22 protein-coding genes are annotated in these 26,501 nt (G+C 66.0%); 8 read left to right on the forward strand and 14 right to left on the reverse strand.

Features of this window, described 5'->3' with window-relative positions:
• Positions 1 to 77: 77 nt before the first annotated feature.
• Positions 78 to 1,049 carry an IS110 family RNA-guided transposase gene (locus tag ACZ5R1_RS08455; protein ID WP_042138602.1) on the reverse strand — a complete coding sequence of 324 codons (972 nt, stop codon included), beginning with the start codon at positions 1,047 to 1,049 and terminating at the stop codon, positions 78 to 80.
• A gap of 450 nt (positions 1,050 to 1,499) precedes the next feature.
• The gene (locus ACZ5R1_RS08460; RefSeq protein ID WP_150338972.1) at positions 1,500 to 2,816 is read right to left on the reverse strand and encodes a DEAD/DEAH box helicase; all 1,317 of its coding nucleotides are present in this window, start codon (positions 2,814 to 2,816) and stop codon (positions 1,500 to 1,502) included.
• 138 nt (positions 2,817 to 2,954) lie between these two features.
• Between ACZ5R1_RS08460 and ACZ5R1_RS08465 the strand changes: the two genes are divergently transcribed.
• The gene (locus tag ACZ5R1_RS08465) at positions 2,955 to 4,847 is read left to right on the forward strand and encodes a metallophosphoesterase family protein (RefSeq protein WP_115945349.1); all 1,893 of its coding nucleotides are present in this window, start codon (positions 2,955 to 2,957) and stop codon (positions 4,845 to 4,847) included.
• A gap of 18 nt (positions 4,848 to 4,865) precedes the next feature.
• Here the strand turns inward: ACZ5R1_RS08465 and ACZ5R1_RS08470 are convergent, their stop codons facing one another.
• The 7 genes from ACZ5R1_RS08470 to ACZ5R1_RS08500 all read right to left on the reverse strand — a co-directional run bounded on the left by ACZ5R1_RS08470 (position 4,866) and on the right by ACZ5R1_RS08500 (position 12,734).
• Positions 4,866 to 5,981 carry an FUSC family protein gene (locus ACZ5R1_RS08470; RefSeq protein WP_464713025.1) on the reverse strand — a complete coding sequence of 372 codons (1,116 nt, stop codon included), beginning with the start codon at positions 5,979 to 5,981 and terminating at the stop codon, positions 4,866 to 4,868.
• 108 nt (positions 5,982 to 6,089) lie between these two features.
• The gene (locus ACZ5R1_RS08475; protein WP_115945351.1) at positions 6,090 to 7,334 is read right to left on the reverse strand and encodes a TIGR03862 family flavoprotein; all 1,245 of its coding nucleotides are present in this window, start codon (positions 7,332 to 7,334) and stop codon (positions 6,090 to 6,092) included.
• A 46-nt stretch (positions 7,335 to 7,380) separates the two neighbouring features.
• The gene (locus ACZ5R1_RS08480; protein ID WP_074583155.1) at positions 7,381 to 8,622 is read right to left on the reverse strand and encodes a zinc-dependent alcohol dehydrogenase; all 1,242 of its coding nucleotides are present in this window, start codon (positions 8,620 to 8,622) and stop codon (positions 7,381 to 7,383) included.
• A gap of 154 nt (positions 8,623 to 8,776) precedes the next feature.
• Complete coding sequence (locus tag ACZ5R1_RS08485; protein WP_150338966.1) at positions 8,777 to 9,553, reverse strand: NYN domain-containing protein; 777 nt, start codon at positions 9,551 to 9,553, stop codon at positions 8,777 to 8,779.
• 12 nt (positions 9,554 to 9,565) lie between these two features.
• Positions 9,566 to 10,492 carry a histone deacetylase family protein gene (locus ACZ5R1_RS08490; protein WP_042133369.1) on the reverse strand — a complete coding sequence of 309 codons (927 nt, stop codon included), beginning with the start codon at positions 10,490 to 10,492 and terminating at the stop codon, positions 9,566 to 9,568.
• Complete coding sequence (locus ACZ5R1_RS08495; RefSeq protein WP_007158986.1) at positions 10,489 to 11,121, reverse strand: exopolysaccharide biosynthesis protein; 633 nt, start codon at positions 11,119 to 11,121, stop codon at positions 10,489 to 10,491. The genes ACZ5R1_RS08490 and ACZ5R1_RS08495 overlap by 4 nt, the downstream gene beginning before the upstream one ends.
• Positions 11,118 to 12,734: a histidine kinase famiy protein gene (locus tag ACZ5R1_RS08500; protein ID WP_052382612.1), complete on the reverse strand. Its 1,617-nt coding sequence runs from the start codon at positions 12,732 to 12,734 to the stop codon at positions 11,118 to 11,120. The genes ACZ5R1_RS08495 and ACZ5R1_RS08500 overlap by 4 nt, the downstream gene beginning before the upstream one ends.
• Positions 12,735 to 12,905: 171 nt before the next feature.
• Between ACZ5R1_RS08500 and tesB the strand changes: the two genes are divergently transcribed.
• The 3 genes from tesB to ACZ5R1_RS08515 all read left to right on the forward strand — a co-directional run bounded on the left by tesB (position 12,906) and on the right by ACZ5R1_RS08515 (position 15,723).
• Positions 12,906 to 13,766, forward strand: coding sequence for an acyl-CoA thioesterase II (tesB, locus tag ACZ5R1_RS08505; protein ID WP_464713026.1), 861 nt, complete (start codon positions 12,906 to 12,908; stop codon positions 13,764 to 13,766).
• Positions 13,767 to 13,880: 114 nt separating this feature from the next.
• On the forward strand, positions 13,881 to 15,329 hold the full coding sequence (locus ACZ5R1_RS08510; RefSeq protein WP_027599865.1) for an ATPase domain-containing protein: 1,449 nt from the start codon (positions 13,881 to 13,883) through the stop codon (positions 15,327 to 15,329).
• A gap of 25 nt (positions 15,330 to 15,354) precedes the next feature.
• A complete protein-coding gene (locus tag ACZ5R1_RS08515) occupies positions 15,355 to 15,723 on the forward strand; it encodes a response regulator (protein ID WP_007158982.1) in 369 nt (122 codons plus the stop codon).
• 79 nt (positions 15,724 to 15,802) lie between these two features.
• Here the strand turns inward: ACZ5R1_RS08515 and ACZ5R1_RS08520 are convergent, their stop codons facing one another.
• Complete coding sequence (locus ACZ5R1_RS08520; RefSeq protein ID WP_007158981.1) at positions 15,803 to 16,054, reverse strand: CsbD family protein; 252 nt, start codon at positions 16,052 to 16,054, stop codon at positions 15,803 to 15,805.
• Positions 16,055 to 16,190: 136 nt separating this feature from the next.
• On the opposite strand from ACZ5R1_RS08520, the gene ACZ5R1_RS08525 reads away from it, so the two are divergent.
• The 3 genes from ACZ5R1_RS08525 (at position 16,191) to cadR (ending at position 18,608) form a co-directional block, all read left to right on the forward strand.
• Positions 16,191 to 17,594 carry a hypothetical protein gene (locus ACZ5R1_RS08525; RefSeq protein WP_278894660.1) on the forward strand — a complete coding sequence of 468 codons (1,404 nt, stop codon included), beginning with the start codon at positions 16,191 to 16,193 and terminating at the stop codon, positions 17,592 to 17,594.
• Positions 17,595 to 17,763: 169 nt separating this feature from the next.
• On the forward strand, positions 17,764 to 17,943 hold the full coding sequence (locus tag ACZ5R1_RS08530) for a hypothetical protein (protein WP_007158979.1): 180 nt from the start codon (positions 17,764 to 17,766) through the stop codon (positions 17,941 to 17,943).
• A 194-nt stretch (positions 17,944 to 18,137) separates the two neighbouring features.
• On the forward strand, positions 18,138 to 18,608 hold the full coding sequence (gene cadR / locus ACZ5R1_RS08535) for a Cd(II)/Pb(II)-responsive transcriptional regulator (protein ID WP_286731945.1): 471 nt from the start codon (positions 18,138 to 18,140) through the stop codon (positions 18,606 to 18,608).
• Positions 18,609 to 18,615: 7 nt separating this feature from the next.
• Here cadR and rimO read toward each other — a convergent pair whose 3' ends face one another.
• Entirely contained in the window at positions 18,616 to 19,941 is a 1,326-nt protein-coding gene (gene rimO, locus ACZ5R1_RS08540) for a 30S ribosomal protein S12 methylthiotransferase RimO (protein ID WP_027599861.1), read from the reverse strand.
• 307 nt (positions 19,942 to 20,248) lie between these two features.
• Between rimO and ACZ5R1_RS08545 the strand changes: the two genes are divergently transcribed.
• Entirely contained in the window at positions 20,249 to 22,090 is a 1,842-nt protein-coding gene (locus tag ACZ5R1_RS08545) for a potassium transporter Kup (protein WP_007158976.1), read from the forward strand.
• A gap of 46 nt (positions 22,091 to 22,136) precedes the next feature.
• Here the strand turns inward: ACZ5R1_RS08545 and ACZ5R1_RS08550 are convergent, their stop codons facing one another.
• From ACZ5R1_RS08550 to mprF, 3 genes are all read right to left on the reverse strand, one after another.
• Positions 22,137 to 22,442: a hypothetical protein gene (locus ACZ5R1_RS08550; RefSeq protein WP_027599859.1), complete on the reverse strand. Its 306-nt coding sequence runs from the start codon at positions 22,440 to 22,442 to the stop codon at positions 22,137 to 22,139.
• Between the two features lie 96 nt (positions 22,443 to 22,538).
• Entirely contained in the window at positions 22,539 to 23,813 is a 1,275-nt protein-coding gene (locus tag ACZ5R1_RS08555) for a virulence factor family protein (RefSeq protein ID WP_007158974.1), read from the reverse strand.
• Between the two features lie 7 nt (positions 23,814 to 23,820).
• Positions 23,821 to 26,478, reverse strand: coding sequence for a bifunctional lysylphosphatidylglycerol flippase/synthetase MprF (mprF, locus tag ACZ5R1_RS08560; RefSeq protein ID WP_027599857.1), 2,658 nt, complete (start codon positions 26,476 to 26,478; stop codon positions 23,821 to 23,823).
• Positions 26,479 to 26,501: the final 23 nt, after the last annotated feature.

Below are 26,501 nucleotides of genomic sequence, written 5' to 3' on the forward strand. Positions count from 1 at the left end.
CTGGTCCACCATCCCCGGAAAACGCTGTGCGGTTTTCCAGGCTACGAGGTGGGGGCCGTAGATACCGTCTTCGCCCTTCAGTGTGCAATGGCTAAAGCAGGGTCGAAAGGCTTGCCCGATTTGAGCACGCCATAGGCGATGGTCAGCAGCTTACGCATGGCGGCGCAGACGGTTTGTTTACCTTTCTTGCCCCTGGCTTTCAGGCGCTCGGCTTGCGCCTTGATAGCCGGGTTATAGGTCAGCGCCACGACAGCAGGTAGGTATAGCGCACTTCGTAAGCGGACTGATCCCATGCGCGAGATGCAGGTATGGCCGCGCGCGAGGCCGGACTCCTGCAGGCGCGGGTTCAAGCCAGCAAAGGCGGTAACGGCGCGCGCATCGGCGAAGCGGTCGATATCGCCGAGCTCCGCCAGGATCAGGGCGGCGGTCTTGTCAGCGATGCCGTCGATACTCACCAGCAGGTCGCGCTTACCACGCAAGTCCGGATCGTCGTCGATATGGCGTTTGATCTGTTCGAGCGTCCAGGCGATCTGCTCATCGAGCCGTTGCAAGACTGCCCGGATCGAGTCCTGGACTTTTTCCGGACTGATCTCGAGCCGATTGAGCTCCATCTGCCGTAGCGATTGGAGATCCTCCAGGCGCCGGGTCAGCGCGCGAAGCGTGCGGATGGAAACAGGTTCCGGGTGCCAGGCTCGCAAACTATCTTCATGCCGCTGGCCATAGGTGGCAATCAGCTTGGCGTCGAGTTTGTCCGTTTTGCTGCGCTGCAACTGGCTTTGCGCATAACGGGCGATCTGTGCTGGATTGAGCACCGCGATTCGGTAGCCCAACGCATGGAAGTGCCCGGCGAGCGATTCGTGATAGATGCCCGTGGCTTCCATCACGATCCAAGCGCCTGGCTCGGCATGCTGTTGCAGCCAGTCAGCAAAGACCGCGAAGCCTGCCTGATCGTTGCTCAGCTTGCCCTTTGTCCGGTACTTGCCGTTGGACTGCAGGACGGCCAGGTCGAAGCTGCGCTTGGCGATATCAACGCCTACTACTACGGCCATGATGTCTCCTCCTTCAGATGCGTCACGATCACGTCATCCCGTCCAACCTTGCGTAATACGAGCTCTTGAGGCTCCAGATACCGTTCGGACTTGGGGATGAGTGTGGAGGAGGCAGCCTATCTACGCTGCAAGCTCAAAGGCTTAAGGGTGGACGCGGCTTGCCATCCTCCCCCGATGATCAGTCGGGGACTATGACCTCCTGAGGAGGCTGTAGTCGAGATACAAGGGTGGACAACGGCGCAGCCTTGTCCACGAGCGTTCAACTCCTCACCCGGAGAACGCTGCGCGGTTTTCCAGGCTACGAGGTGCGGGGCCGTAGGGTGGACAACGGCGCAGCCTTGTCCATGTGCGTTCAACTCCTCACCCGGAAAACGCTGCGCGGTTTTCCAGGCTACGAGGTGGGGGGTCGTAGGGTGGACAACGGCGCAGCCTTGTCCACCATTCCTGGGCTCAGGGCTTCTTGCGCGCCTTGCCGAAACCCGGCGCCTTGCGCACCGACTTGACCTTGGGCTTGCCGTCTTCCACCCAGCGGCCCAGGGGCTTGTCGGATGCCGGACCGCCCACCTTGGGTTTCTTCGGCTTCTTGGGTTTCTTCATGACCAGGCCGCCCGGGCCGGTCTGGGGGACACGATGGTCGGGAATGAAGTCCGGCTCGTCGCGGCGCATGAGGATCTGGCCGATCAGGGTCTCGATGGCCGCCAGCTGCTCCACTTCATCGGCGCACACCAGGGACACCGCCTGGCCCTGGTTGCCGGCGCGGCCGGTCCGGCCGATGCGGTGGACATAGTCTTCCGCCACGATGGGCAGGTCCAGGTTGACCACCAGTGGCAGGTCCTGGATGTCCAGGCCACGGGCGGCCACGTCGGTGGCGACCAGGATGTCGGCCTCGCCGGCCTTGAAGCGGGCGAGGGAACGCAGCCGCGCGGGCTGGGGCTTGTCGCCATGGATGGATTCCGCCGCCAGCCCCTCGGCCTGCAGCGCCTCCACCAGTTGCTCCACACCCTTGCGGGTCTTGGCGAACACCAGCACCTGGCCATGGCGACCGCTGCGATAGAGGTGCAGGAAGAGTTCGGTCTTGCGCTTCTTGTCGACCGGCACCACCCACTGCTTGACGGTGACCGCGGCGGTGTTGCGCGGACTGACGTCGATAGTCTGGGGATCACGCAGTACCGGGGCGGCCAGCTGACGCACGGCGTCGGAGAAGGTCGCCGAGAACAGCAGGGTCTGGCGCTTGCGCGGCAGCATGACGAACAGCTCGCCCAGTTGCCGGGAGAAGCCCAGGTCGAGCATGCGATCGGCTTCGTCCAGCACCAGCAGCTGTACCTGGTCGAAGCGCACGGCGTTCTGGTTGAACAGGTCGAGCAGGCGCCCGGGGGTCGCCACCAGCACGTCCACGCCCTTGCGCAGCTTCATCATCTGCGGATTGATGCTCACGCCACCGTAGGCCACGGCGGTACGCAGGGGCAGGTGCTGGGCATAGTCGCGCAGACTGGCATGGACCTGCTCGGCCAGCTCGCGGGTGGGGGTGAGGATCAGGGCGCGAATATGGTTTGGCGTCACCGCCGGGCCTTCCTGCACCAGTCGCTGCAGGAGCGGCAGTCCAAAGGCGCCGGTCTTGCCGGTGCCGGTCTGGGCGGCGGCCAGCAGGTCGCGACCGGCCAGCACCGCCGGGATGGCCTGGCGCTGGATGGGCGTGGGGGAGCTGTGCTCCAGGGCGGTGAGCGCCTGCAGCAGCGGATCTATGAGGCCGAGGTCGGCAAAGGTCATGACAGGCCCGGATGGCGTCGAAAAGGGAGCGAATTCTAGGCCGACTGTGAAGCGCGCTCAAACTTTGTAGCCAGGCGGCGGCTGCAGCCGGAATCCCGGCAAGGCATAGTGGTCAGTTGCGTGGCTACAGGAGACCCCATGAGCGCTACCCCTACCTTGCCCCCGGTGTTGGCCGGTCCGCTGCTGCGGCGCACCGAAGCGTCCCGGTTGCTGCTGTGGCTGGTGACCCGCTCGGCCGAGACGCCCGTGCCGCGGCTGTGGCAGGGGGCGACCGAGCTCGGCGTGCAGGGGGAGACCCAGTGCCTGCGCCTGGGCGAGCAGGCCTACCTGCAGCTGATCGAGGTCCGGCCGGACACCGAGTTGCCCACGGACACCTTCCTCCGCTACGACCTGCAGCTGAGCGCCGGCGGAATCTGCGACTGGGCGCCGCATCTGCTCTCCGCCGAGGGCGAATTGCCGCGCTTCGTCCTGCGGGCGCGTTTCGATCATCTGCTGCATGGCTCCTGCCGCAAGCCCCACCATGCCTCGGCCGATGGCCTGATTGCCGTGGATCGCCTGCTGCAGGGCTGCACGATCCCTGAGGAGTCGCCGGCGGCGCTGCTGCTCACGGGCGACCAGGTCTATGCCGATGACGTCGCCGGGCCGATGCTGCTGGCGGTGCAGGCGCTGATCCGCCGCCTCGGGCTCTATGGCGAGGACCTCGAAGGGGCGGTAGTGGCGGACAGCGAGGCGCTGATGGCCCATGCCGCCAACCTCTACCACCGCGAGGACCTGCTGCCGGCCTTCAAGTCCAACCGGGCGCTGCGCGAGAAATTCTTCGGCGGGGTGGAGAAACCCATCTTCACCTCCACCAATGCCCACAACCACCTGGTGACCCTGAGCGAGGTGCTGGCGCTCTATCTGCTCTGCTGGTCGCCGACACCCTGGACGCTGATCGAGGTGGTGCCACCGGCGCTCGACGCCAAGGACCGTGAGCGCTACGCCGCCGAATCGCGCTGCATCGAGGGCTTCGTCGCGACCCTGCCGCAGGCGGCGCGGGCCCTGGCCGGCGTGCCGACGCTGATGATCTTCGACGACCACGACGTCACCGACGACTGGAACCTCTCCGCCCGCTGGGAAGAGACCGCCTATGGCCATCCCTTTTCCCGGCGCATCCTCGGCAATGCGTTGCTGGCCTACCTGCTCTGCCAGGCCTGGGGCAACGCCCCCGAAGCCGTGGCCGAACCCCTGGCGGCTACGGCCCGGCTGCTGGACACGGCAGGGGACGACGGCAAGCTGGAGTGCGCGACGCAGAACGCCTGCATCGACGACCTGCTGCGCTTCCAGGGCTGGCACTACGTGCTCAAGACCAGCCCGCCGCTGATCGTGCTGGACACCCGAACGCGTCGCTGGCGCAGCGAGCGGCGCCTGGAGCACCCCTCGGGGCTGATGGACTGGGAGGCGCTCTGCGAATTGCAGCAGGATCTGCTGGACCATCCCTCGGCGGTGATCGTCTCGGCCGCGCCCATGTTCGGCGTCAAGCTGATCGAGGCGGTGCAGCGCATCTTTACCTGGTTCGGCCAGCCGCTGATGGTGGATGCCGAGAACTGGATGGCCCACCCCGGGGCGGCCAAGACCATGCTCAACATCTTTCGCCACCGCCGCACCCCGGGCAACTACGTGGTGCTCTCCGGCGACGTGCACTATTCCTTCGTCTACGACATCCGCATCCGAGACCGGCGCGGTGAGCCGCGGCTCTGGCAGATCACCAGCAGCGGCATCAAGAACGAATTCCCGCCGCGCCTGCTGGCGACCCTGGACCGACTCAATCGCTGGCTCTATGCGCCCTGGTCGCCGCTCAACGGCTTCACCAAGCGCCGCCGCTGGGAACTGCAGCCGCGCCTGCCGGATCGCCGCGAGGCCGGCGAGCGACTGTGGAACGGTGCCGGCATCGGCCAGGTGCTGCTGGACGGGGAAGGGCGGCCGGCGGTGATCCGCCAGCACAATGCCGATGGCTCGCCGGCCACCCAGTTCGTCGAGCGCCCGGCCTGAGGTCGGCGCCGCCGCGCCCTAGGGTCTTCCGGGTGACAGGCGCCTGATCAGCCAGGTCGAGAGCCAGTACACCGGCTCCAGCACCAGAAAACCCAGCAGGATGCCGCCCAGTCGTGCCATGCCTGCCACCGGGTCGATATGGTCATAGTGGTCAGGCACCATCACCACCAGAAACGCCAGCGCGAACTGCATGCCGAGATAGCCGATACCGAGCGGACCATTCTCGAGGTGTCTGCCGATCAGCACACCGAGCGCAACGCCCGCCAGCGTCAGCCAGAGGCTTTCCTGGCTGACCAGCAGCAGAAGGGCCGCCAGGCCACCGCCGAGCAGGCAGCCGAGCATTCGATGCAACAGCTTTCTGGAAACCGCCTTGCCGGCGCTGCTCAGGCCGTCGAAGGGAACCACCATGACCGCCAGGATGGTGATGGCCGCCTGGCTGACATCCACCCCGATCTCTGCCGTCGCGCCCAGGGACAACAGGGCCAGAGCCAGACCTCCCTGCAGCGCATGGCGCAACGCCAGGGGCTGCCAGACACCCAGGGTTCGCGGTGTCGAGGCCACCGTGGTCGGCACCTTGGGCCACAGGCGCGCACGGACGCCATAGGTGGAAAGGGCGCTCACCAGCACGCACGCCGAGGTGCCGAGCGCCACCTCCAACAGGCGTGACAGGGCGTATTGCTCGAGCTGATCGGGCGCCTGGAGGCTCGCCAGGACCACCATGGCGTAGGTAAGGCCGCCCAGCAACCAGGCATAGCCATAGCGGCCCACCAGTGTCAGATAGAGGGTGATGCTGCCCACGGTGCCCAGCAGGACGGCCTGCTCGTAGGGGTTCAGCTGCAGGTGGCGCAGGACCAACAGAGCGCCTGCGGCGCCGATACAGGTACCCAGCACCCGCAGGCAGCCGCGCGAGAAACTGTCGCGGACATCTGACCTCATCACGATATAGCCGCTGAACGCCGCCCAACCGACATGCTGAACCCCGGCCAGGTGGCCGAGCAGGATCGCCAGCAGGACCGAGGTCAGGGTTTCCAGTTCGTCGACCAGACGGCGCCGGTCGCGGCCGAACTGGCGGAGATCGCCTGCCAGATCGCGCAACAACTGCCTGAATTCCGACAACGCCTGAGAGGGAGACATGGATCCCTGATGAGTACCGTGATCGCTGCCTATGTTACCGCCGCTGATCGCCGTCTGGCAGCACGGGAGCCGGCCGCGAACGGTAGAGGCGCATCGCGACGGGACCGCTCAGGCCGAGCTGCCACCAGTGGCCAGCCAGCGCAGCACGCCCTGGCCCGCCGCGCGGCCACTGGCGAAGCAGGCCGTGAGCAGATAGCCGCCGGTGGGTGCCTCCCAGTCGAGCATCTCGCCGGCGCAGAAGACGCCCGGCAATTGCCGGAGCATCAGGCCGTCGGCCAGCGCTTCCAGGGGTACACCGCCCGCGCTGCTGATGGCTTCCGCCAGGGGCCGCGCTCTGACCACGGTGAGGGGCACGGCCTTGCAGGCCTGGGCCAACCGGCCCATGTCCTGGAAGGTCTCTGGCGGGGCCAGTTCGCGGAGCAGGGCGGCCCGGGCGCCGTCGATCCCGGCGTGGCGCCGCAGGTGGTTGGCCAGGGACTGGCTGCCGCGGGGTCTGGCCAGGGCCCGGCCGAGTTCCGCCAGGTCACGCTGCGGCGCCAGGTCCAGGGTCAGGGTCGCCTGGCCATCCCGTTCGATGGCCGTGCGGATTTCGGCGGACAGCGCATAGACCAGGCTGCCCTCGATCCCGGTGTCGGTGAGCACGAATTCGCCCTGACGTTGCGGCTGACCCGGCAGGGCCAGGGCAGACGGCTTGATCGGCGCGCCGGCATAGCGGGTCTTGAGGAAGTCGCTCCAGCCGGCCACCTCGAAACCGCAATTGGCCGGTTCCAGCGGACGCAGTCCAACTCCTCGCGCGGAGAGCAGGGCCTGCCAGGCACCATCCGAGCCCAGCCGCGGCCAGCTGCCACCGCCCAACGCCAGTACCGTAGCCTGGGGCTGCAGGAGCCGCTCGCCCTCCGGGGTGGCCAGGCGCAGCCGGCCCTCGGCGTCCCAGCCCAGCCAGCGGCTGCGGGTATGGATGCGTACGCCCTGGTCGCGCAGGCGATGCAGCCAGGCACGCAGCAGGGGTGCGGCCTTCATGTCGGCGGGAAACACCCGGCCCGAGGTGCCGACAAAGGTCTCGATACCCAGCTCATGGATCCAGGCGCGCAGGGCGTTGCTATCGAAGCTGTCGAGCCAGGGGCTGACGTCACTCTCGCGCTCGCGATAACGCTGGCGAAAGGCAGACTGCTCCTCGGCATGGGTGATGTTCATGCCACCCACGCCGGCGAGCAGGAATTTGCGGCCCACCGAAGGCATGGCATCGAAGAGATCCACAGGAACGCCTGCAGCGGCCAGGGTCTCGGCCGCCATCAGCCCGGCAGGGCCGCCCCCGATGACAGCGACGGCGGGCGTGGCGGAGAGGAGAGACATGGCGGCATCCAGGAGCTGAGGAAAACCGCCATTGTACGCGACGCGACTAGACCACGCCGGCCTGGCCCAGGGGCGCCGCCAGGGGTTCTTCCAGTCGTTCGGGAATCAGCGGCTCGTTGCGCCCGGGCGTGAGAATCACCTTGCGGCAGTCCTCCTGCTTCTTGTCGAAGATCTTGTAGCCCTCGACCGCCTGCTCCAGGGACATCCGGTGGGTGATGATAGCCTCCGGCGCCAGGTCACCGCGCTCGATGTGTTCGAGCAGCTCCGGCAGATAGCGCTGCACGTGGGTCTGGCCCATCTTGAAGGTCAGGCCCTTGTCGAAGGCATCACCGAACAGGAAGCCGTGGATGAAGCCGGCATAGACGCCCGGTACGCTCACGGTACCGCCACGGCGTACCGCGGCGATGCACTGGCGCAGGGCCTTGCCGCTGCTGCCTTCCAGCTTGAGGTTGGCGAGGATGGTTTCGGTGGTGCTGCCCTTGGCCTCGAAGCCCACCGCATCCACCACGCCGTCGACGCCGCGCTTTCCGGGCGTCTGCTCGATGATGGTGGCGGCCGGGTCGTCGTCTTCGTCGAAGTTGATCGGGATGACGCCATAGGTCTGCTGGGCATAGGCCAGCCGATAGGGGTGGTGATCGACCATGAAGATGCGCTCGGCGCCCAGCATCCGCGCACAGGCCGCGGACAGCAGGCCGACCGGGCCGGCGCCATAGATGGCGATGCTCGATCCCTGGCCGATGCCGGTGTTGAGCACGGCCTGCCAGGCGGTGGGCAGGATGTCGGACAGGAACAGCACCTTTTCGTCGGCCAGGGTGCCGGGCACCTTGAAGGGACCGGTGTTGGCCTTGGGCACCCGCACGTATTCGGCCTGGCCGCCCGGCACGCCGCCATAGAGATGGCTGAAGCCGAACAGCGCGGCGCCCGGCGGGATCTGTTTCTTGTTGAGGATGGCGCCGCGACCGGTATTGGTGGTCTCACAGGCGGCGTAGAGATCCTGGTTGCAGAAGAAGCAGCTGCCACAGGCGATGACGAAGGGAATCACCACCCGGTCGCCTTTCTGCACGGCAGTGACGGCCGGGCCGGTTTCCTCGACGATGCCCATGAATTCGTGGCCGAAGATATCGCCGTGTTCGACGGTGGGAATCTTGCCGCGGTAGAGGTGCAGGTCCGAACCGCAGATGGCCGTGGCCGTCACCCGCAGGACGATGTCGTCGGCGTCCTGGATGGTCGGATCGGGGACGGTATCGACGCGGACATCGTGGGCACCGTGGTAGGTCAAGGCTCGCATGGCGGTCTCCGTAGGGCGGTAAGCACCTAGGGTGGAGGCCGCCGTAAGCCGAGCGGTTCCGCGAGGTCGGACCGGTGGTATGGCGATCTGATAGCGACAGTTCGCGACTTTTCGCCGCTATTGCCCGGGCCAGAGCCGGGCAGGCGCAGCGGCGTCAGCGGTTGCGGATATAGACGGCCTTGCCGGCGCTGCCGTCGGCGGGATCGCGTTCCTGAACATCGAAACGATCGCCATGGGCCTTGACCAGGCCGCTGAATTTGCGGTGCCCATAGAGGCGGGCGTCGAAATCCGGCCGCACCTTGCCGAGGTTGGCCCCGACCATGCCCAGATTGGCCCAGCCGCCTTCGTCGGAGGCGTCTTCCACCGCCTGCTCGATGAGCTTGAGGATGGTGCTCAGCTTGGGCTTGCCGCGATTGGTGGTGGCGGGCTTGTCGCTGGCGCCGGCGGCCTCGCGCGGCTCTTCCCGCGGCTTGGACCTGAGGATCTCGGTGTAGATGAATCTGTCGCAGGCCGAAACGAAGGGATCCGGCGTCTTCTCCTCGCCGAAGCCGTAGACCGTCAGCCCTTCCTCGCGCAGTCGCGCCGCCAGGCGGGTGAAGTCGCTGTCGCTGGAGACCAGGCAGAAACCGTCGAAGCGGCGGGTATAGAGCAGGTCCATGGCGTCGATGATCAGGGCGCTGTCGGTGGCGTTCTTGCCCTTGGTGTAGCCGAATTGCTGCACCGGCTGGATGGAGTGGTCGAGCAGCACCTTCTTCCAGCTGTTGAGCTGGGGTTGGGTCCAGTCACCGTAGATGCGCTTGACGCTGGCCACGCCGAAGCGGGCGATCTCGGCCATGAGGCCATCGACGATGGCCGCGGGGGCGTTGTCGGCGTCGATCAGCACGGCCAGGCGTGCCTGGCTGGATTCGGGTGTCTTGGCGGTCTTGCTCATGGAAACTCCTGTTCAATGCAGGCCGAGCTCGTGCCAGACCTGGGTCGCCGTGTGATGGAGGATGCCGTGACGACGGGCCAGGGCCAGGCGATCGGCCGAATAGCCGCCGCCGATCACTCCCACCACGGGTATATCTGCCGCCAGGCAGCGCCGCAAGACGAAACCGTCGCGCGCCGCGAGACCGGCATCGGTCAATTCGAGATAGCCCAGGGCGTCGTCGCGATGGACGTCCACCCCGGCGTCGTAGAGCACCACGTCGGGCTGGTGGAGCGGCAGCAGGTAACCCAGGGCGTCGTCGAGCACCCGCAGGTAGCCGGCGTCGTCCAGGCCGCGGGGCAGGGGGATGTCCCAGTCGCTTTGCGCCTTGCGCGCCGGATAGTTGGTGGCGCAGTGCAGGGAGACGGTGACGGCGTCGGGCACCTCGGCCAGGATGCGCGCCGTGCCGTCGCCCTGGTGGACGTCGCAGTCCAGGATCAGCACCCGTCCGGCGCGTCCGCTTTCCAGCAGCGACAGCGCCAGGATCGCCAGGTCGTTGAAGATGCAGAAGCCGGCCGGATAGTCGTGATGGGCATGATGGGTACCCCCGGCGAGGTGACAGGCCAGGCCATGACGCAGCGCCAGCTCCAGGGTGAGCAGGGAACCGCCCACGGCGCGGATGGTGCGGCGCACCAGGGCTTCGCTCCAGGGCAGGCCCAGCTGGCGTTGGAGCGGCGGCGGCAGTTCGCCGGCCTTGAACGCCTGGATGTAATCGGGGGCATGCGCCAGCGCCAGTAGCTCGTCCGGGCAGAGTTCGGGCCGTTGCCAGTTGTCAGCGCCCAGGATGCCGCTGGCACTCAGGTGTTCGTGCAGCAGCCGGAATTTCTCCATCGGAAAACGATGGCCAGCGGGAAAGGGCGGACTGTAGTCCTCGTGGTAGACCAGGGGCAGGCGTGTGCTCAAAACACCAGGAGCTCCAGGATGAACCAGAGGATACCGGTACAGAAACCCAGCGCCAGGAGAAACAGCAGGCCGTCGCGGGCGATCAGCGACAGGGCGAAGGAGGTCAGCGCCAGCCCCGCCGTGGTGTTGGCGAAGGGCACCAGATCCAGCACCGGCATGGTCGCGGCGATGAGGATGCAGAGCAGGGCGGTGACGAAGTGCGCCGGGCGCGAGGTGAGTACCCGCAGCCGTGACTTGACCACCTTGTCGACCCAGCGCGCCGGTTTCTGCAGCAGCCGCAGCGACTTGCGCAGCTTGCCGCGGGAGACGGAGCGCTGCAGCACCCAGCGCGGCAGCCAGAAGTGATCGCGCCCCAGTAGCAGCTGACCGCTCACCAGCATCACGAAGACGGCGATGGCGGTGGCGATACCGGGAATGCCGGTGAGCGGCGAGATCGCCAGCACGCCCGGCAGGAGGATCATGGGGCCGAAGGAGCGACTGCCGATGGCGTCGATCAGGTGCTGCACCGAGACCTGGCTGGGGCTGTTGCCCACCCGCTCCAGGCAGGCCAGAAAGCTCTGGAGGTCCACTGGGCCATCCTGCCCGGTGTCGCAGCTGGCGGGCTCGCGCTCCAGGGCCTCCTCTTTCATGGCTGGGCGCTGTCCAGCATGCGGCGGATCCAGCGGGTCAGGTCCTGGCGGCCATAGGGCTTGTTGAGGATGGGGAAGCGCTCGCCGTTGCCTTCCTCCAGTTCCAGGGCGTTGTTGGCGTAGCCGGTGGTGAGCAGGATGCGCAACTCGGGCTGCCGCCGCTGGGCCTCCTTGGCCAGCATTACGCCATTCATGCCGCCAGGCATGATCAGGTCGCTGAACAGCAGGTCGATGGCGGGTTCGCGCGCGAGAATGTCCAGCGCCTGCTGGCCATTGTGGGCGACCAGCACCTGGTAGCCGGTCTCTTCCAGGATGGCCTGGGCCAGGGCCGCCACGTCCGGGCGATCGTCCACCACCAGGATGGTCTCGGAACCGCCGCTGTCCTCGTGCGGGGTCGGCAGGGGCGCCGGGTGTTCGCGCGCCTCCTCTTCGGAAACGGGGAAGTAGAGACGCACCGAGGTGCCTATGCCGACCTCGGAATAGAGCCTGACCAGGCCGCCCGACTGCTTGAGGAAACCATAGACCATGGACAGGCCCAGGCCGCTGCCCTGGCCTTCGTCGCGGGTGGTGAAGAAGGGGTCCAGGGCGCGCCCGAGCACGTCGGTCGACATGCCGCAGCCGGTGTCGGTCAGGGCGATGCAGACATAATGCCCCTGGGCCAGGCCGCCATGGGCCAGGTCCTGGCCATTGACCTCGACGTTGAGGGTTTCCAGGGTCAGGGTGCCGGTGCCGCGCTCCTGCATGGCCAGGCGGGCGTTGTCGACGATGTTGAGCAGCGCCGTCTCCAGCTGGATCGGATCGAGCCGGCAATTCCACAGCGCCGGTGCCGGGCGGAAGATGAAGCGGAAGGGGCCGCCCAGGGCCTGGGCCAGGCGACTCTGGCGGGCATTGATGAGCTTGTTCAGGTCCACCGCGCGCCCGGTCAGGCGCTGCTTGCGGGCGAAGGCCAGCAGCTGCTGGGTGAGGGTCGCCGCCCGGTTCACCGCGTCGCGGGTGTTGTCGACATGGCGCTTGGCCTTGTCCCTGTCCAGTTCCGGACGGTCCAGGTTGATCCTCAGGATATCCAGGTAGCCGACCATCACCTGCAGCAGGTTGTTGAAATCGTGGGCGATGCCGCCGGTGAGCTGACCCAGGGCTTCCATCTTCTGAGCCTGGCGCAGGGCGTCTTCGGCGTCGCGGCGGCGGGAGACGTCGAGCTGCGAGGCGAAGAAATAGCGCAGCTGGCCCGCGGGATCGAGCACCGGCGAGATGAACAGCGCATTCCAGAAGGTCGAGCCGTCCTTGCGGTAATTCAGCAACTCGATGTCGCAATCGCGCTGCTCGCGGATGGCGTTGCGGATCTCGGCGATGTGCTCCTGGCGGGTGTCGGGTCCCTGCAGGAAGCGGCAATTGCGACCCAGCACCTCGTCCAGGGCATAACCTGTGGTACGCAGGAAGGACTCGTTGGCAAAGATGATCGGGTTATCCGGCTGGTGCGGATCCGTCACGATCATCGGCATCCGGGTCTTCTTCACGGCGGCAAAGAAGATGTCGTCGTGGCCGAGACCCTTGCCCAGCTCCGCGATCTGGGCCGCGGCGGGGTGGGAAGACGAAGCGTTTGCGGTTTCGGTCATGGAGAGGAAGCCTGCGAGCGGACAGCGATACCTTTATTGTGACCCTTTATACGGCCACAAGCTCCACCAGTTATCGTCATACGATGAGCAATGTGTCTGGAAGCACGGCGAACGCACAGGATTTGACCGGTTTTGCGTATGATGATCGCTCTCTGTCAAGGAACCCTACCCATGAGCAAGGTGCTGGACAACCTGGTCGATCTACTGACCCTCGAATCTCTGGCCCCCGATCTGTATCGGGGCGGCAGCCAGGATCTGGGCTTTCCCCAGCTCTTTGGTGGTCAGGTCCTGGGGCAGGCGCTGTCGGCGGCCAGCCAGACCGTGCCGGTGGAGCGCCGGGTGCACTCGCTGCACGGTTACTTCCTGCGCGCCGGGTCGGCGGTTGAGACGGTGACCTACCAGGTGGATCGCATTCGCGACGGCGGAAGCTTTTCCACGCGCCGGGTCACCGCCTTCCAGGGCGAGCAGCCGATCTTCTTCTGCAGCGCCTCCTTCCATATCGAGGAGCCGGGTTTCGAGCATCAGACGACCATGCCGGAGGTACCGGCACCCGAGACCCTGCAATCGGAAATCGCCCACGCCCAGCGCTATGCCGAGCTGATTCCTGCGCCGCTGCGCGACAAGCTGCTCGGCCCGCGCCCGATCGAGATGCGCCCGGTGGTCTTTACCGACCCCTTCCAGCCGCAGCCCACCGAACCGGTCCGCCACGTCTGGTTCCGCGCCACCGGCGACCTGCCGGACCAGCCGGCCCTGCATCGCTATCTGCTGGCCTACGCCTCGGATTTCAATCTGCTGCCCAGTTCGCTGCTGCCCCATGGCACCAGCTTCTGGGACCGCTCGCTGCAGATCGCCAGCCTCGACCATGCGGTCTGGTTCCACCGCGATTTCCGCCTGGACGACTGGCTGCTGTACGCCATCGACAGCCCCTGGGCCGGTGGTGCCCGCGGTCTGTGCCGCGGCAGCATCTACAACCGCGCAGGTCAGCTGGTGGCCTCGGTGGCCCAGGAAGGACTGATTCGCAAACGCGGCTGAGATCCAGCCGTCCGGCTGGCTATTTGGTTATCACCCTTATAGGCTCTTGCCTGCGAAGGACTGGACGCCCGCGGCTGGGCGTCCCAGGCACAACATTAGTTTGAGGCATCGTTCTTGAATCGACTCGCGCGCGTCGTAACCGGTATCCAGGGGCTGGATGAGATCTTGAAGGGAGGCCTGGTTGCAGGTGCGTCCTATGTCATCCAGGGGCGTCCGGGTTCCGGCAAATCGATCATGGCCAACCAGATCGCCTTCAACCATGTGCGCGGTGGTGGGCGGGTTCTGTTCGCCACCATGCTGTCGGAAACCCACGAGCGGATGTTCCAGTTCTTTTCCACGCTGGATTTCTTCGACCGCTCCTGCATCGGCGACCAGGTCCAGTACCTGAGTGCCTTCGATACCATGGAAGGTGAGGGGCTGGACGAGGTGGTCCGCCTGCTGCGTCGCGAGATCAGCCGGCAGAAGGCCAGTCTGCTGGTGGTCGATGGCCTGCTCAATGCCCGGTCGCGCGCGGAAACGCCGATCGACACCAAGAAATTCATCGCCGAGTTGCAGGGGCATGCGGCCTTTGCCGGTTGCACGGTCATCTTTCTCACCAGCGCGCGTCTCGAGGACGGCAGCCCGGAACACACCATGGTCGATGGTGTGCTGGATCTGCACGAGGAAGAAATCGGCAGTCGCACCATCCGCCGCCTGGCGTTGCGCAAGACCCGTGGCAGCGGCGCGCTGCCGGGCTTTCACGAATTCACCATCTCCGATGCCGGCATCACCGTGTTTCCGCGCCTCGAGGCGCTGTATCGCGATCCTTCGGCCGGCGCGACCTATCGCGTCGGTCACCAGCGCGTGCCCAGTGGCATGGCGTCGCTGGATGCGATGATCGAAAACGGCCTGCCGGAGAGTTCGACCACCCTGCTCATGGGGCCATCGGGTGCCGGCAAGACCTCCATCAGCCTGAACTTCCTGGCGGCCTGCACGCCGGAAGCGCCCGCGTTGATGTTCGGCTTCTACGAACCGCCGGAGCGATTGCTGCTCAAGGCGAGCGCCCTGGGCCTCGACCTGGCCAGCCGGGTCGACGAGGGCGCCTTGCATCTGCACTGGCAACCGACCACCGAGATGCGCCTCGACGAGGTCGGTCTCGAACTGCTGGCCATGGTCAGACGGCACGGCATCAAGCGGCTGGTGATCGACAGCCTGGGCGCCATCGCCCGCTTCGCCCTGCCGCAAGGACGGCTCATCGAATACTTCAGCGCGCTACTGAACGAGCTGCGTACCCAGGGCGTCACAGTTCTAGCCACCTGGGAATTGCGCGACGTCTTTGGCGCGGACATCGCCGCGCCGGCGCCCGAACTTTCCAGCATGGTGGACAATCTGATTTTGCTGCGATTCGTCGAGGCCGAGGCCGAGATCAAGCGGGTGCTGTCGATCCTCAAGGTCAGGGACAGCATCTACGATCCAGCGCTGTGCGAACTGATCATCGACGACTCGGGAATCGAACTGAAAAAGGCATTCAAAGACATGGTGAAGGTACTTTCAGGTTCAGCCATGCCCTCCACACAACCATGATCGCGTCGGGTGGGAGAATCTCCAGATGACGACGATACTGGTAGTCGATGACGAATTCCTGATAGCGGACATCCTGGCCTTCGCCCTCGAAGACGAAGGCTACATGGTGGTCAAGGCGAGCAATGGTCGCCGAGCGCTTGACGTTTTCGATCGCGAACTACCGTCCCTGGTCATCACCGATTTCATGATGCCGGTGATGAACGGCCGCGAGCTGGCAGAGGCCCTGCGTGAACGTCAAGGCTTGCAGCATCTGCCCATTATCCTCATGAGCGGCGCCCAGGCGCATCTGGCTCAGGAGAGTTCGGAGCTGTTCGATTCCGTGTTTCAGAAGCCGTTCAACATCAGCGACATCGTCGATGCGGTGCACAAGCACCTGGTGACCCTGGAGCAATGACGAACCCATAGCAAAAAGGCCTGTCTAGACAGGCCTTTTTGCTATGGGGCTGGCGCAGCGGCCAGCCCCGCGTCTCCGATCAGGAGCGCGAAAGCAGTACGCCCAGCACGAAGCCGACGCCGCCGGCGATGGCCAGGGCAGTGAAGGGCTTGTCGGCGGTCACGTTGCGCGCGCAGTCGATGGCCTGGCCATACTGCTCCTGCAGCTTGCCTTCCAGCTGACGGGCCTTGCCCTGGGCTTGCCAGTCGGCATTGCCGGTCGCCGCGCCAAAGCTATCCTGGACCTTGCCGGTAGCGTCCTTGGCATTGCCTATGATCTGATCGGTATTCATAAATGCACCTCGTGTGGGGAAACGGGGGAGGTCATGCCAAGCGGCATGCTTCCTTTATTGATCCGCGCCAGACGCATTTCGTTCAGGTCAATTTGCTGTTCGCGACGTGTATCGCGGTTCCCTGCCGAGAGGATCCATGATCTCCAGCCGTTTTTCCGCCCTTTGCCTGCTGTCGCTCCTGGCGGGCTGCAGCACTCAGCAGCCGCCGGCCGAAGCCCCGACCGGGGCCGACGACCTCTTCGCCCGTCCTATCATCGCCGAGAGCGTTCTGCGCGAGGGTTCGCGTCTGCAGATGGCGCTCGCCCTGGCCGATGGCGGCTCCGCCCTGGTCTCCCTGGATTGCGTGGCTGACCAGGCCGAGTTGCTCTACCTGGATGGCGCTCAGCGGGTCTATCCGGGGCGGGTGAATGCCTATGCCGCGCCCTTGCCGTTGAGCGCGGCCAAGGTCGCGGCGCTCAAGCAGCGTCCCGATGTGGCGGCGCTCTGCGCCCGGCCCGCCAACGCCGACTGGCGCGCCCTCGCCAGGGGCCCCGGCGGCGACACCCTGGTGATCGATCGCAACAGCCTGGTGGACGATAACGGCGTGCGCCGTTTCTGGGCGGGTCAGCAACTGCCCGTCGCCCTGCAGACGCCACGCTACGGTGCTCCGGTGCGCCAGTGGCGCGAATCCCTGGCGGCCGACTGCACGGCGCGCCGTTACCTGCTGCTGGCGCGCTACGGCCTGGACGATGCGGGGCGGGTGACCGACAGCCAGCCGAGCGCCCAGGGCCAGGAAGCCTTCACGGCGGCGCCGGCCGAACGGCGTACCCTGCTGGAAGCCGCCTGTGATCGGCGAGACGCCTTGTTGGCTACGCCGCGCATGGAAGAGGTCAGGGCCGCCGCCACACCGCCGGCTGCTCCGCCGCCTCCCGGCGAACTACCCGCGGCCCAGGCGCAGCCCCTGCAGGCGCTCAAGGCGTTGGCGCTGCCCGCGCCGCGGGTGGCCGTGCAGCGCTTCGTGGAGGAGGGCGAGAGCCGCTACGAAGGCCAGACCCATGCCTATCGCGAAGAGGTGCAGGTCAGCCCTGGCGCCCAGCCCGGACTGCTGCGCTTCAGTGCCCAGGGCAAGGCGGCTCGGGTCGATTCGCTCACCTGGCGCGGGCTGATCGACCTGGTACGCCGTACCCGTATCGACAACGGCAACCTGCCGGTGGAAGAAGTCGCCAGCCTGGATCAGCTGACCTTCAGCGGCGACTGGCGCGCCCTCGCCGTTGGCAGCCAGGTCGGTTACCAGGCGCGGCAGACCCTGACCGGCAATCTCAAGGGCGCCGAGCAGCGCGAGATCAGGCTGTCCTGCAAGGTGGTTGGCGACGGCGAGGCGCGCCGGGTATTGGCCAGCCTCAGCGGCCGGGCCAAGACCCTGGAGTGCCGGCATGGCGAGGCGGGCCATGGCCCCCTGAGTCGCTGGACCTACCTGGAGGACTACGGCTTCTTCCACCTGACCAGTGTCGGAGCCGGACGCGCCATGGGCCTGGAAAAGCACCTTAGCGACCTGCGATAGCCGGCCCAGAGCCCCTGGTCAGGCCGGGGGCTGCTGCATGAGGTCTGGAAGTTCCCAGGTGATATTTTCCTCAGAGGTAAATATCACTCTCTAAAAGGACTCTTTTTGGCGAATTAGTACTGGGAGTACGCTGTGTCTATCGAAACAGCACAACCAAGAGGTATTCGCTATGAAAGTCCTGGGTGTCCAAGCCATCGTCGCCGTTCTGTTCATGGGTCTGCTGTCGGGCACGGCGTCCGCCGCTAGCCGCGATATGTCGAGCAAGTCGATTCGCGCCAACGCTCAAGCCCAATTCCAGTCGGAGCATCCCAACCGGGTCTCCGCGCTCTACCAGAACAACGCCAACTAATCTGGCGGCTGTCTCGACGCCCCGGCGACCCACTCATCGCCGGGGCGTCGTCCTGTCTGGACCCTCATCAGCCGGACTATCCATGTCTTCCCCCTCCGGTAACGTCGCTCCCTCAACCCCCTGACCGTCTTCCGTCCTTGCTGCAGCGGCTCCGGCACGGCAGGCTGTGCACCTCAGCTCAACGAGACAGGATGATGAAGATCGGCGAATTGGCCAGGCGCACCGATTGCGCCGTCGAGACCATCAGGTACTACGAGCGCGAAGGGCTGCTGAATCCGGCGGCGCGCAGCAGCAGCAACTACCGCAGCTATGACGAAAGCCAGGTCGAGCGCCTGGTCTTCGTTCGCCATTGCCGGTCGCTGGACATGACGCTGGAAGAGATTCGCGCCCTGCTGGCCCTGCGCGATACCCGCGAACCCGGCTGCGCCCAAGTAGACGCCCTGATCGGCGCCCATCTGCATCATGTCGAGGTGCGTATCCGCGAGTTGAATCAGTTGCGTGAGCAGCTGGTGACCCTGAGGCGCCACTGCCAGGGAGAGGGCGAAGGGGACCGTTGCGGCATCCTGCGCGAACTCGGTCAGCCGGCGGCGCCGTCGGCGACCACCGCCAGCTGCAGTGCGGCCGGGCACGCCCATGTGCCCGGCACCCACCGCCTGCATGACTAGCTAGGAATCAGAGCGCCTCTGCCCAGAGGTCGTACTCGTCGGCGTCGGTGACCCGCACCCAGACCTTGTCACCCGGCTTCAGCGGATTGGCGCTGTCGACATAGACGTTGCCGTCGATTTCCGGGGCATCGGCATAGGAACGGCCGATGGCGCCCTGGTCGTCCACCTCGTCGATCAGCACCTCGATCTCGCGACCGATCTTGAGCTGCAGGCGCGCGGCGGAGATGGCCTGCTGGTGAGCCATGAAGCGCTCCCAGCGCTCCTGCTTGACCTCGTCCGCCACCGGCTCCAGGCCCAGCTCGTTGGCGGGTGCGCCCTCGACCGGCGAGTACTGGAAGCAGCCGACGCGATCGAGCTGGGCCTCGGTGAGCCAGTCCAGCAGGTACTGGAAGTCTTCCTCGGTCTCGCCGGGAAAGCCGACGATGAAGGTGGAGCGGATGGTCAGCTCCGGGCAGATCTCGCGCCAGCGCTTGATGCGCGCCAGGGTCTTGTCCTCGAACGCCGGGCGCTTCATGGACTTGAGTACCTTGGGGCTGGCGTGCTGGAAGGGGATGTCCAGGTAGGGCAGCAGCTTGCCGGCGGCCATCAGCGGAATGACGTCGTCGACATTGGGGTAGGGGTAGACATAGTGCAGGCGCACCCAGACGCCCATGCCCGACAGCGCCTCGCAGAGCTCCAGCATGCGCGTCTTGACCGGCTGGCCGTTCCAGAAGTCCAGCTTGTACTTGAGGTCGACGCCGTAGGCGCTGGTGTCCTGGGAGATCACCAGCAGCTCCTTGACACCGGCCTTGACCAGGCGCTCGGCCTCGGACAGCACGTCGCCCACCGGGCGGCTGACCAGCTTGCCGCGCATGGAGGGGATGATGCAGAAGCTGCAGCTGTGGTTGCAGCCTTCGGAAATCTTCAGGTAGGCGTAGTGGCGCGGGGTCAGCTTGATGCCCTGGGGCGGCACCAGGTCGATCAGCGGATTGTGCTCCAGCTGCGGCGGCACCACCTCGTGCACGGCGCTGACCACCTGCTCGTACTGCTGCGGACCGGTCACCGCCAGCACGCTGGGATGCACGCCGCGGATGTTGCCCTCGTCCACACCCATGCACCCGGTGACGATCACCTTGCCGTTCTCGGCGATGGCCTCGCCGATGGCGTCCAGCGACTCCGCCTTGGCGCTGTCGATGAAGCCGCAGGTGTTGACCACCACCACGTCGGCGTCTTCATAGGTCGGCACGATCTCGTAGCCTTCCATGCGCAGCTGGGTGAGGATGCGTTCGGAGTCGACGGTGGCCTTGGGACAGCCGAGGCTGACGAAACCGACCTTGGGGGCGGACGTTTGGATGGACATGGGCTAACCTCGGCGGGGCGCTCAGGAGGCGCCTTGATCAAAAAACGCGCGATTCTAGCCATCTCTGCCGCTGCTTGGAAGGGGCAGGCAGGTCCTGGCGACCGCGCAGAGCTTTTTGCCGACCAAGGAGTCTATGGTGCTGGAAGCGCTGCGCTGAGAGGTTGCGCGCGCCACGCTACCGGCCTTTTCAACTTGATCCTGACGCCGCTTCGGCGCAGGATGCGCCGATTTTAGACTCTAGGAGCCCTGCATGAGCCGTCCGGAACACGAGCACGGTGGTAAAGCCCCTTCGGCCTTGGGAATGATCGTGCTCGCCACCGGTGTGGTATACGGCGACATCGGCACCAGTCCTCTCTATACCCTCAAGGAAGTCTTTTCGCCGCACTACGGCTTGCCGCTGAATCACGACAGTGTGCTCGGCATCCTGTCGCTGATCTTCTGGTCGCTCATCTGGGTCGTCACCCTCAAATACATCACCTTCGTCATGCGTGCCGACAACCAGGGCGAGGGCGGCATCATGGCGCTCACCGCCCTGGCCCGGCGTGCCGCCCAGGGCTCGCCGCGCCTGGCCACCACCCTGGTGCTGCTGGGGCTGTTCGGCGCCGCACTCTTCTATGGCGACAGCATGATCACCCCGGCGGTCTCGGTGCTGTCGGCGGTGGAGGGCCTGGAACTGGCCTTCGATGGTCTGGAAGCCTGGGTGGTGCCCATCGCGCTGGTGATCCTGGTCGGCATCTTCGCCATCCAGAAGCGCGGTACCGCCACCATCGGCAAGTTCTTCGGGCCGGTGATGGTGCTCTGGTTCACCACCCTGGGCGCCCTGGGTGTCTATGGCATCGTCCAGCAGCCCGAGGTGCTCAAGGCCTTCAATCCCTACTGGGCGGTGCAATTCTTCGCCGATAACCCGGTGAAGGGCTTCATCGTGCTGGGCGCGGCGGTGCTGGCGCTGACCGGCGCCGAGGCGCTCTACGCCGACATGGGGCACTTCGGCCGCAAGCCCATCGCCCGAGCCTGGCTGCTGCTGGTGCTGCCGGGGCTGGTGCTCAACTACTTCGGTCAGGGCGCGCTGCTGCTCGCCGATCCCGCGGCGGTGCGCAATCCCTTCTATCTGCTGGCCCCGGAATGGCTGCTGCTGCCGATGATCGGCCTGGCGACCCTGGCCACCGTCATCGCCTCCCAGGCGGTGATCACCGGCGCCTTCTCCATGACCCGCCAGGCCATCCAGCTGGGCTACATCCCGCGCATGCAGATCCAGCATACCTCCAGCCAGGAGCAGGGGCAGATCTACATTCCGCTGATGAACTGGGCGCTGATGCTGGGGGTGATCTTCCTGATCCTGACCTTCCAGTCCTCGGCCAACCTGGCCGAAGCCTACGGCGTGGCGGTGACCGGCACCATGCTGATCACCAGCTGCCTGGTGTCGGCGGTGATCCTGCTGCTGTGGAAATGGCCGCGCTGGATCATGGTGCCGCTGCTGATCGGCTTCCTGCTGGTGGACGTGCTGTACTTCTCCGCCAATGCGCCGAAGATCTTTTCCGGCGGCTCCTTCCCGGTGATCGCCGGTATCGTCATCTTCATCCTGTTGACCACCTGGAAGCGGGGCCGGCAACTGGTGGTGGAGCGCCTGGACGACGGCGCGCTGCCGCTACCGATCTTCATCAGCAGCATCCGCGCCCAACCGCCGTTCCGCGCCAAGGGCACCGCGGTGTTCCTGACCGCCCGTACCGACGTAGTCCCCCACGCCATGCTGCACAACCTGCTGCACAACCAGGTGCTGCACGAGCAGGTGGTGCTGCTCACGGTGCGCTACGAGGATCGTCCGCGGGTGTCGCGCGGCGAGCGCATGGAGGTCGAGGACTTCGGTGATGGCTTCTATCGGGTGGTGCTGCACTACGGCTTCATGGACGAACCAGACATTCCCCTGGCGCTCAGCCATTGCCCCTATCCGGGACTGGATTTCACGCCGATGCGTACCACCTACTTCCTCAGCCGGGAGACGGTCATCGCCTCCAAGCGCCTGGGCATGGCGCCCTGGCGCGAGAATCTCTTCGTCTTCCTGATGAAGAACGCCAACGGCAACCTGAGATTCTTCAAGCTGCCGGTGAACCGGGTGATCGAACTGGGTACCCAGGTGGAGATCTAGCCGAGCGCGAAAAGCACAAAGGCCCCAGCAGGGGCCTTTTCTTTGCCTAGTTGAACACTGGCGGGGGGAGGGCGTCGGGATCGGTGATGAAGGGCATCTGCCAGCTGTCGAGGGTCTGGCCCCGGCTCTCCAGCTCGCTGCGTACCGTGCCGATGTAGCCGGCCAGGCGCAGGGGATCGGCGTAGTCCGCTTCGCCGAGCTGTTCTTCGGTATAGAGCGTCTTGCCCTGGGCATCCACCACGCCCAGTGCCAGGTCATGGCCATCCGCACCGGACGACACCACGCAGCCAAGGGGTTGGAAGGCATCCACCAGGATCTTGCTGGCGGCATCGGCGGAAAGCGGTGTGCTCATGTCGGGGGTCTCCGTGGCTGTTGCAGCCATAGACCGCGGGAGACCGGCTCCTTGTTCCGGCCGTTCGTCCGGGCCCGCAGGCCCGGACGGGATACGCTATTGCGGCGTACGGGCCTCGATGGCCTTGACCATGAAGTCGGCCAGCTTGTCGTAGTTCTCGTCGAAGTGGTGACCGCCCGGACGCCCCAGCTTCTCACCCGGCTGGCCCGGCTGGGTGCAACCGCTGTCGTCCTTCTCTTCCTCGCCATAGACGCAGAACAGCTTGGCGGCGGGGATCTTGCTGGTTTCCGGCAGGGTGTCGGCTTCGTCACCCGGCTTGCCCAGCCAGCCTTCCACGGCGATCTCGAAGTTGCTCTTGCGGCTGAAGGCCAGCAGCAGCAGCGAGGTCACCTGGTCCTGATCCGCCTTGGGCAGGCGGTTGTAGACCGCCGGCAGGATATCGGCGCCAAAGGAGTAACCAGCCAGCACGAAGTGCTTGGCGTTCCACTTCTCGCGGTATTCCTGCATCAGGTTGGCCAGGTCGGCGGCCACCTGTTCCGGGCTCTTGTGCTGCCAGAAGTAGCGCAGCGCATCCACACCCACCACCGGATAGCCCGCTTCGTTCATGGCCTGGGCGGAGAGCCGGTCGATGTCGCGCCAGCCGCCGTCACCGGAGTAGAAGATGGTCACCACGTCGGGATGGCCGGGCTTGACGTCGGGATCGGCCGGCATCTCGATGGTCGGGATGTCGTTGTGCTGACCCAGCAGGCGGTTCTTGAGCTGGGTACGCAGCACCACCGGCAGGGCGGTGCCGTAGTCGGCGATGGTCAGGTCGGCATTGCTCTGCTGACGCACGAAGATCGCCGAATCATCGGTCGGATGATCGTTCCAGGCGATGTGCCACTGGCCGGCTGCCGCCTTGGCGGGCAGGGCGTCCGGGCAATCCAGGGTTTCCAGGTTGAAGCCAACGCTCAGGGCGGCGGCCTTCGGGTTGTCCTGGGTGGCCAGCCAGCGCCAGGCGCGGGCAGCGCCCGGGCCGATGCCGCCGACAAAGGTCGGCGCGCCGCTCAGCTGCTTGGCGGCGTTGGCGAAGTCGTCGTTCTGCGCCTGGCAGTTGTTGGAGACCTGGACCTCGTACTGGACGATCTCGGCGCCGGTGTTGGTCGCCAGCCCCAGCAGATCGGCGTCCGCCAGCTGCAGATCCGCAGGTGTGGCCAGAACCACGCGAGCGTGTGGCTCGCCCTTGGGCGCGGCCATGGTCAGCAGGCGACCGTCCGGCTGCGCCATGACCTTGACCTGGGGCGCCGAGGGCCAGCGATGGAGCCACCACCAGCCGAGGCCCCCCGCGATCAGCAGGATGACGAGCAGTACTGCGAGTGCACGTTTCAGCATAGGAGTCTCAACGTTTGACCAGGCCGGTATAACCCCCGGCGATTAGGGCGGCGGTATCGGCGAAGGCGACCAAGGGATCCAGGCCGGCGGGGACCGCCATGTAGCGCGGTTCCCATTCCGGATCGAACTTGTCCTTGAAGCGGCGCAACCCCTGGAAGTTATAGAACTGTTCGCCACGTCTGAACACCATGGCGCCCAGACGCTGGGTGATGGGGGCGCCGCGGCGGGGATGCAGGCCGGCCAGCGGGACCATGCCCAGCGAGAAGCGCGCGAAGCCGGCGGCCTTGAAGTGCAGGATCAGCCCGAGCATGAGGAATTCCATGGTCTGCTTGGGCGCATCCGCGGTGACCCGCATCAGGTCGATGCTGGCCAGATCCGGGCGTTCGGTCTCCAGGAGATTGGCGAAGGCCACCGCCTTGCCCTGGAAGCGCACCACGGCGATGCGGAAGTGCCTGAGATAGGTCGGATCGAAGCGACCCAGGGAAAAGCCCTTCTCGCGCACCTGCTTGCTTTCCAGCCAGACGTCGGAGATGGCCTTGAGCTCGTCCAGGGGCGCCTCGCCCGGGGCGTGGAATTCGATGGCCAGGCCATCGCGCTGACCACGATTCCAGGTGTATCTGAGGTCCTTCTTGCCCTTGCTGTCGAGATCGAAGGCATGCAAGTCGACCCGCGCCTCTTCGCCGAGCTTGAGCGCGGTGAGACCGATGTCCATGTAGAAGGGCAGGTTCTCCGCCCGTACCTGGTAGAACACCGGGCGTGCATGGTGCAGGTCGCAGAGGTCGCGGAATTTCCAGATCAGCTCGGCGCGGGGCTGGGAGCGGCCGATGGGATCGAACAGGGCGATCAGGCTGCGGCCCCGCCGTCCGTACATCAGGAAGGCATCGTCGCTTTCGTGGAAGAGCAGGGCCTTGTCCCCGGTCATCACCAGGCCGCCATCCGGCTGGCTGGACTTGCGCACGATGCCGAAGGCGCGCTCGAGCTCGGCGCCGGTGGGCGCTTCGATGGGCGGCGGCGCGGCGCGCAGCAGCCAGCCCAGGGCGATGATCAGCAGCAGGACGGAGCTGCCCAGGGCGGCCCGCAGGCCGCGCGGGGCATCGGCGTCCAGCGCGAATTGCCACCACAGACGCGTTTCGTAGGGGACATCCTGGTAGGCGAACAGCAGCAGCCACACCGAGGCGGCGACCACGCAGATGCTGGCGGTCACATACAGCGGCGAGAAGGGCTGCTCCATCAGCCGGCTGCGGCGATAGAAGGATTTACGAAAGATGGCGAGCAGCGCGGCCGTCATCGCCAGAATGGAGGCTTCCTCCCAGTCGAAACCTTTCAACAGGGACAGCAGGCAGCCCAGCAGCAGCAAAACCAAGGTCACCGCCCAAGCCGCGGAGAGGCGCCGGCGCAATCCCTGCGCCAGCAATAGACAGACGACGCCGATCAGGCTCGCGCCCAGGTGGGAGGCATCGATCAGCCGCTGGGGGAGCAGGAAGTCCATGCCCTCCAGGCGGGTGTCTATTTCAGGGGTGACCCCAGAAAAAAGCAGCACCACCCCAGAAAAAAAAACCAGGATGGCGAGGATGGGTGCGGCCAGGCCGGAGGCGACCCGTACGGCCGGGCTGTTCGACAGCAGGCGCCGGCCTTCGCTGAACAGCAGCACCAGGCAGGCGATCACGAACGGCAGCAGTACATAGAAGAGGCGGTAGACCACCAGCGCCGCGGCCAGCTGCGCGGCGCCCAGCTCATTGGCGAAGGCGGCCAGCAGTACCGCTTCGAACACGCCGACACCGCCCGGAACATGGCTGAGGACCCCGGCGGCCAGGGCCAGCAGGTAGACCAGCAGGAAGGCACCGAAGGGCGGCGCCGTGGGCAGCAATAGATAGAGCACCATCGAGGCGGCGGTCACGTCGAGGATGGTGATCACCAGCTGCAGCACGGACAGCCGCAGGGTCGGCAGGCGCAGGGCGCGCTTGCCGATGCGGAAGTGCAGGGCATGGGCGCAGGGCTGCTCGGGCGCGCGCCAGCGACGCAGCGCCAGGATGCCCACGGCATAGCCGATCAGGATCAGGGCAGCCACCGTGACGATGACCGCTTCCGGCACGCGCAGGGCCTGGGTGGAGGCCGGCAGGTTGGTCAGGGCGGCGATGGCGGCCAGCGGCGGCAGGGCGGTGCCCAGCGCCAGACTGGAGAATACCGTCATCTGCGCCACTTCCAGGGCACTGAGCCCCTGACGGGCATAGAGGCGATAGCGCACCGAGCCGCCGGACAGCATGGACAGGCCGATCGCGTTGCCGATGGCGAAGGCGGTAAGACCACCCATGGTCCAGGTTCGGGCCGGCAACTTGACGTCGGCGAAGCGCATGGCCGACCACTCGTAACCGAGCAGGATGGTGAAACCGGCGGCCGCGGCGATGAGGGCGCCGATCAGCGAGGAATGGGGGATATCGTGGAGGGCATCGTGAAGGGCTTCGCCATCGATGCTGCTGAGCAGGTGCCAGCAGACCACCAAGGCGGCGGCGAACAGTACCAGGGTGACGCCCAGTTCGATGGGTTGTCGATAGGCCGTCAACCGCTCCAGAAGGCGCCAGGGTAGCGCTTGAGGGGGCGCTACGGGGTGGTCCGCAGGGGATGCCGGCTTCGAGGAGACCTCTTTGGCTGGATCAGGTGCAGTCATGCAAACTCCTCTAGACAGGAACG

The organism is Pseudomonas sp. Pso3 (genome assembly GCF_055393275.1).

What these genes read in the sequence shown, in the direction of transcription:
- ACZ5R1_RS08470 (WP_464713025.1), bottom strand. Translation starts at nt 5,981, where the DNA reads ATGTCTCCCTCTCAGGCGTTGTCGGAATTCAGGCAGTTGTTGCGCGAT.
- ACZ5R1_RS08525 (WP_278894660.1), top strand. Translation starts at nt 16,191, where the DNA reads ATGATCTCCAGCCGTTTTTCCGCCCTTTGCCTGCTGTCGCTCCTGGCG.
- ACZ5R1_RS08465 (WP_115945349.1), top strand. Translation starts at nt 2,955, where the DNA reads ATGAGCGCTACCCCTACCTTGCCCCCGGTGTTGGCCGGTCCGCTGCTG.
- ACZ5R1_RS08485 (WP_150338966.1), bottom strand. Translation starts at nt 9,553, where the DNA reads ATGAGCAAGACCGCCAAGACACCCGAATCCAGCCAGGCACGCCTGGCC.
- ACZ5R1_RS08530 (WP_007158979.1), top strand. Translation starts at nt 17,764, where the DNA reads ATGAAAGTCCTGGGTGTCCAAGCCATCGTCGCCGTTCTGTTCATGGGT.
- cadR (WP_286731945.1), top strand. Translation starts at nt 18,138, where the DNA reads ATGAAGATCGGCGAATTGGCCAGGCGCACCGATTGCGCCGTCGAGACC.
- ACZ5R1_RS08520 (WP_007158981.1), bottom strand. Translation starts at nt 16,054, where the DNA reads ATGAATACCGATCAGATCATAGGCAATGCCAAGGACGCTACCGGCAAG.
- ACZ5R1_RS08550 (WP_027599859.1), bottom strand. Translation starts at nt 22,442, where the DNA reads ATGAGCACACCGCTTTCCGCCGATGCCGCCAGCAAGATCCTGGTGGAT.
- ACZ5R1_RS08475 (WP_115945351.1), bottom strand. Translation starts at nt 7,334, where the DNA reads ATGTCTCTCCTCTCCGCCACGCCCGCCGTCGCTGTCATCGGGGGCGGC.
- ACZ5R1_RS08545 (WP_007158976.1), top strand. Translation starts at nt 20,249, where the DNA reads ATGATCGTGCTCGCCACCGGTGTGGTATACGGCGACATCGGCACCAGT.
- ACZ5R1_RS08455 (WP_042138602.1), bottom strand. Translation starts at nt 1,049, where the DNA reads ATGGCCGTAGTAGTAGGCGTTGATATCGCCAAGCGCAGCTTCGACCTG.
- ACZ5R1_RS08495 (WP_007158986.1), bottom strand. Translation starts at nt 11,121, where the DNA reads ATGAAAGAGGAGGCCCTGGAGCGCGAGCCCGCCAGCTGCGACACCGGG.
- tesB (WP_464713026.1), top strand. Translation starts at nt 12,906, where the DNA reads ATGAGCAAGGTGCTGGACAACCTGGTCGATCTACTGACCCTCGAATCT.
- ACZ5R1_RS08500 (WP_052382612.1), bottom strand. Translation starts at nt 12,734, where the DNA reads ATGACCGAAACCGCAAACGCTTCGTCTTCCCACCCCGCCGCGGCCCAG.
- ACZ5R1_RS08555 (WP_007158974.1), bottom strand. Translation starts at nt 23,813, where the DNA reads ATGCTGAAACGTGCACTCGCAGTACTGCTCGTCATCCTGCTGATCGCG.
- ACZ5R1_RS08515 (WP_007158982.1), top strand. Translation starts at nt 15,355, where the DNA reads ATGACGACGATACTGGTAGTCGATGACGAATTCCTGATAGCGGACATC.
- mprF (WP_027599857.1), bottom strand. Translation starts at nt 26,478, where the DNA reads ATGACTGCACCTGATCCAGCCAAAGAGGTCTCCTCGAAGCCGGCATCC.
- ACZ5R1_RS08460 (WP_150338972.1), bottom strand. Translation starts at nt 2,816, where the DNA reads ATGACCTTTGCCGACCTCGGCCTCATAGATCCGCTGCTGCAGGCGCTC.
- ACZ5R1_RS08480 (WP_074583155.1), bottom strand. Translation starts at nt 8,622, where the DNA reads ATGCGAGCCTTGACCTACCACGGTGCCCACGATGTCCGCGTCGATACC.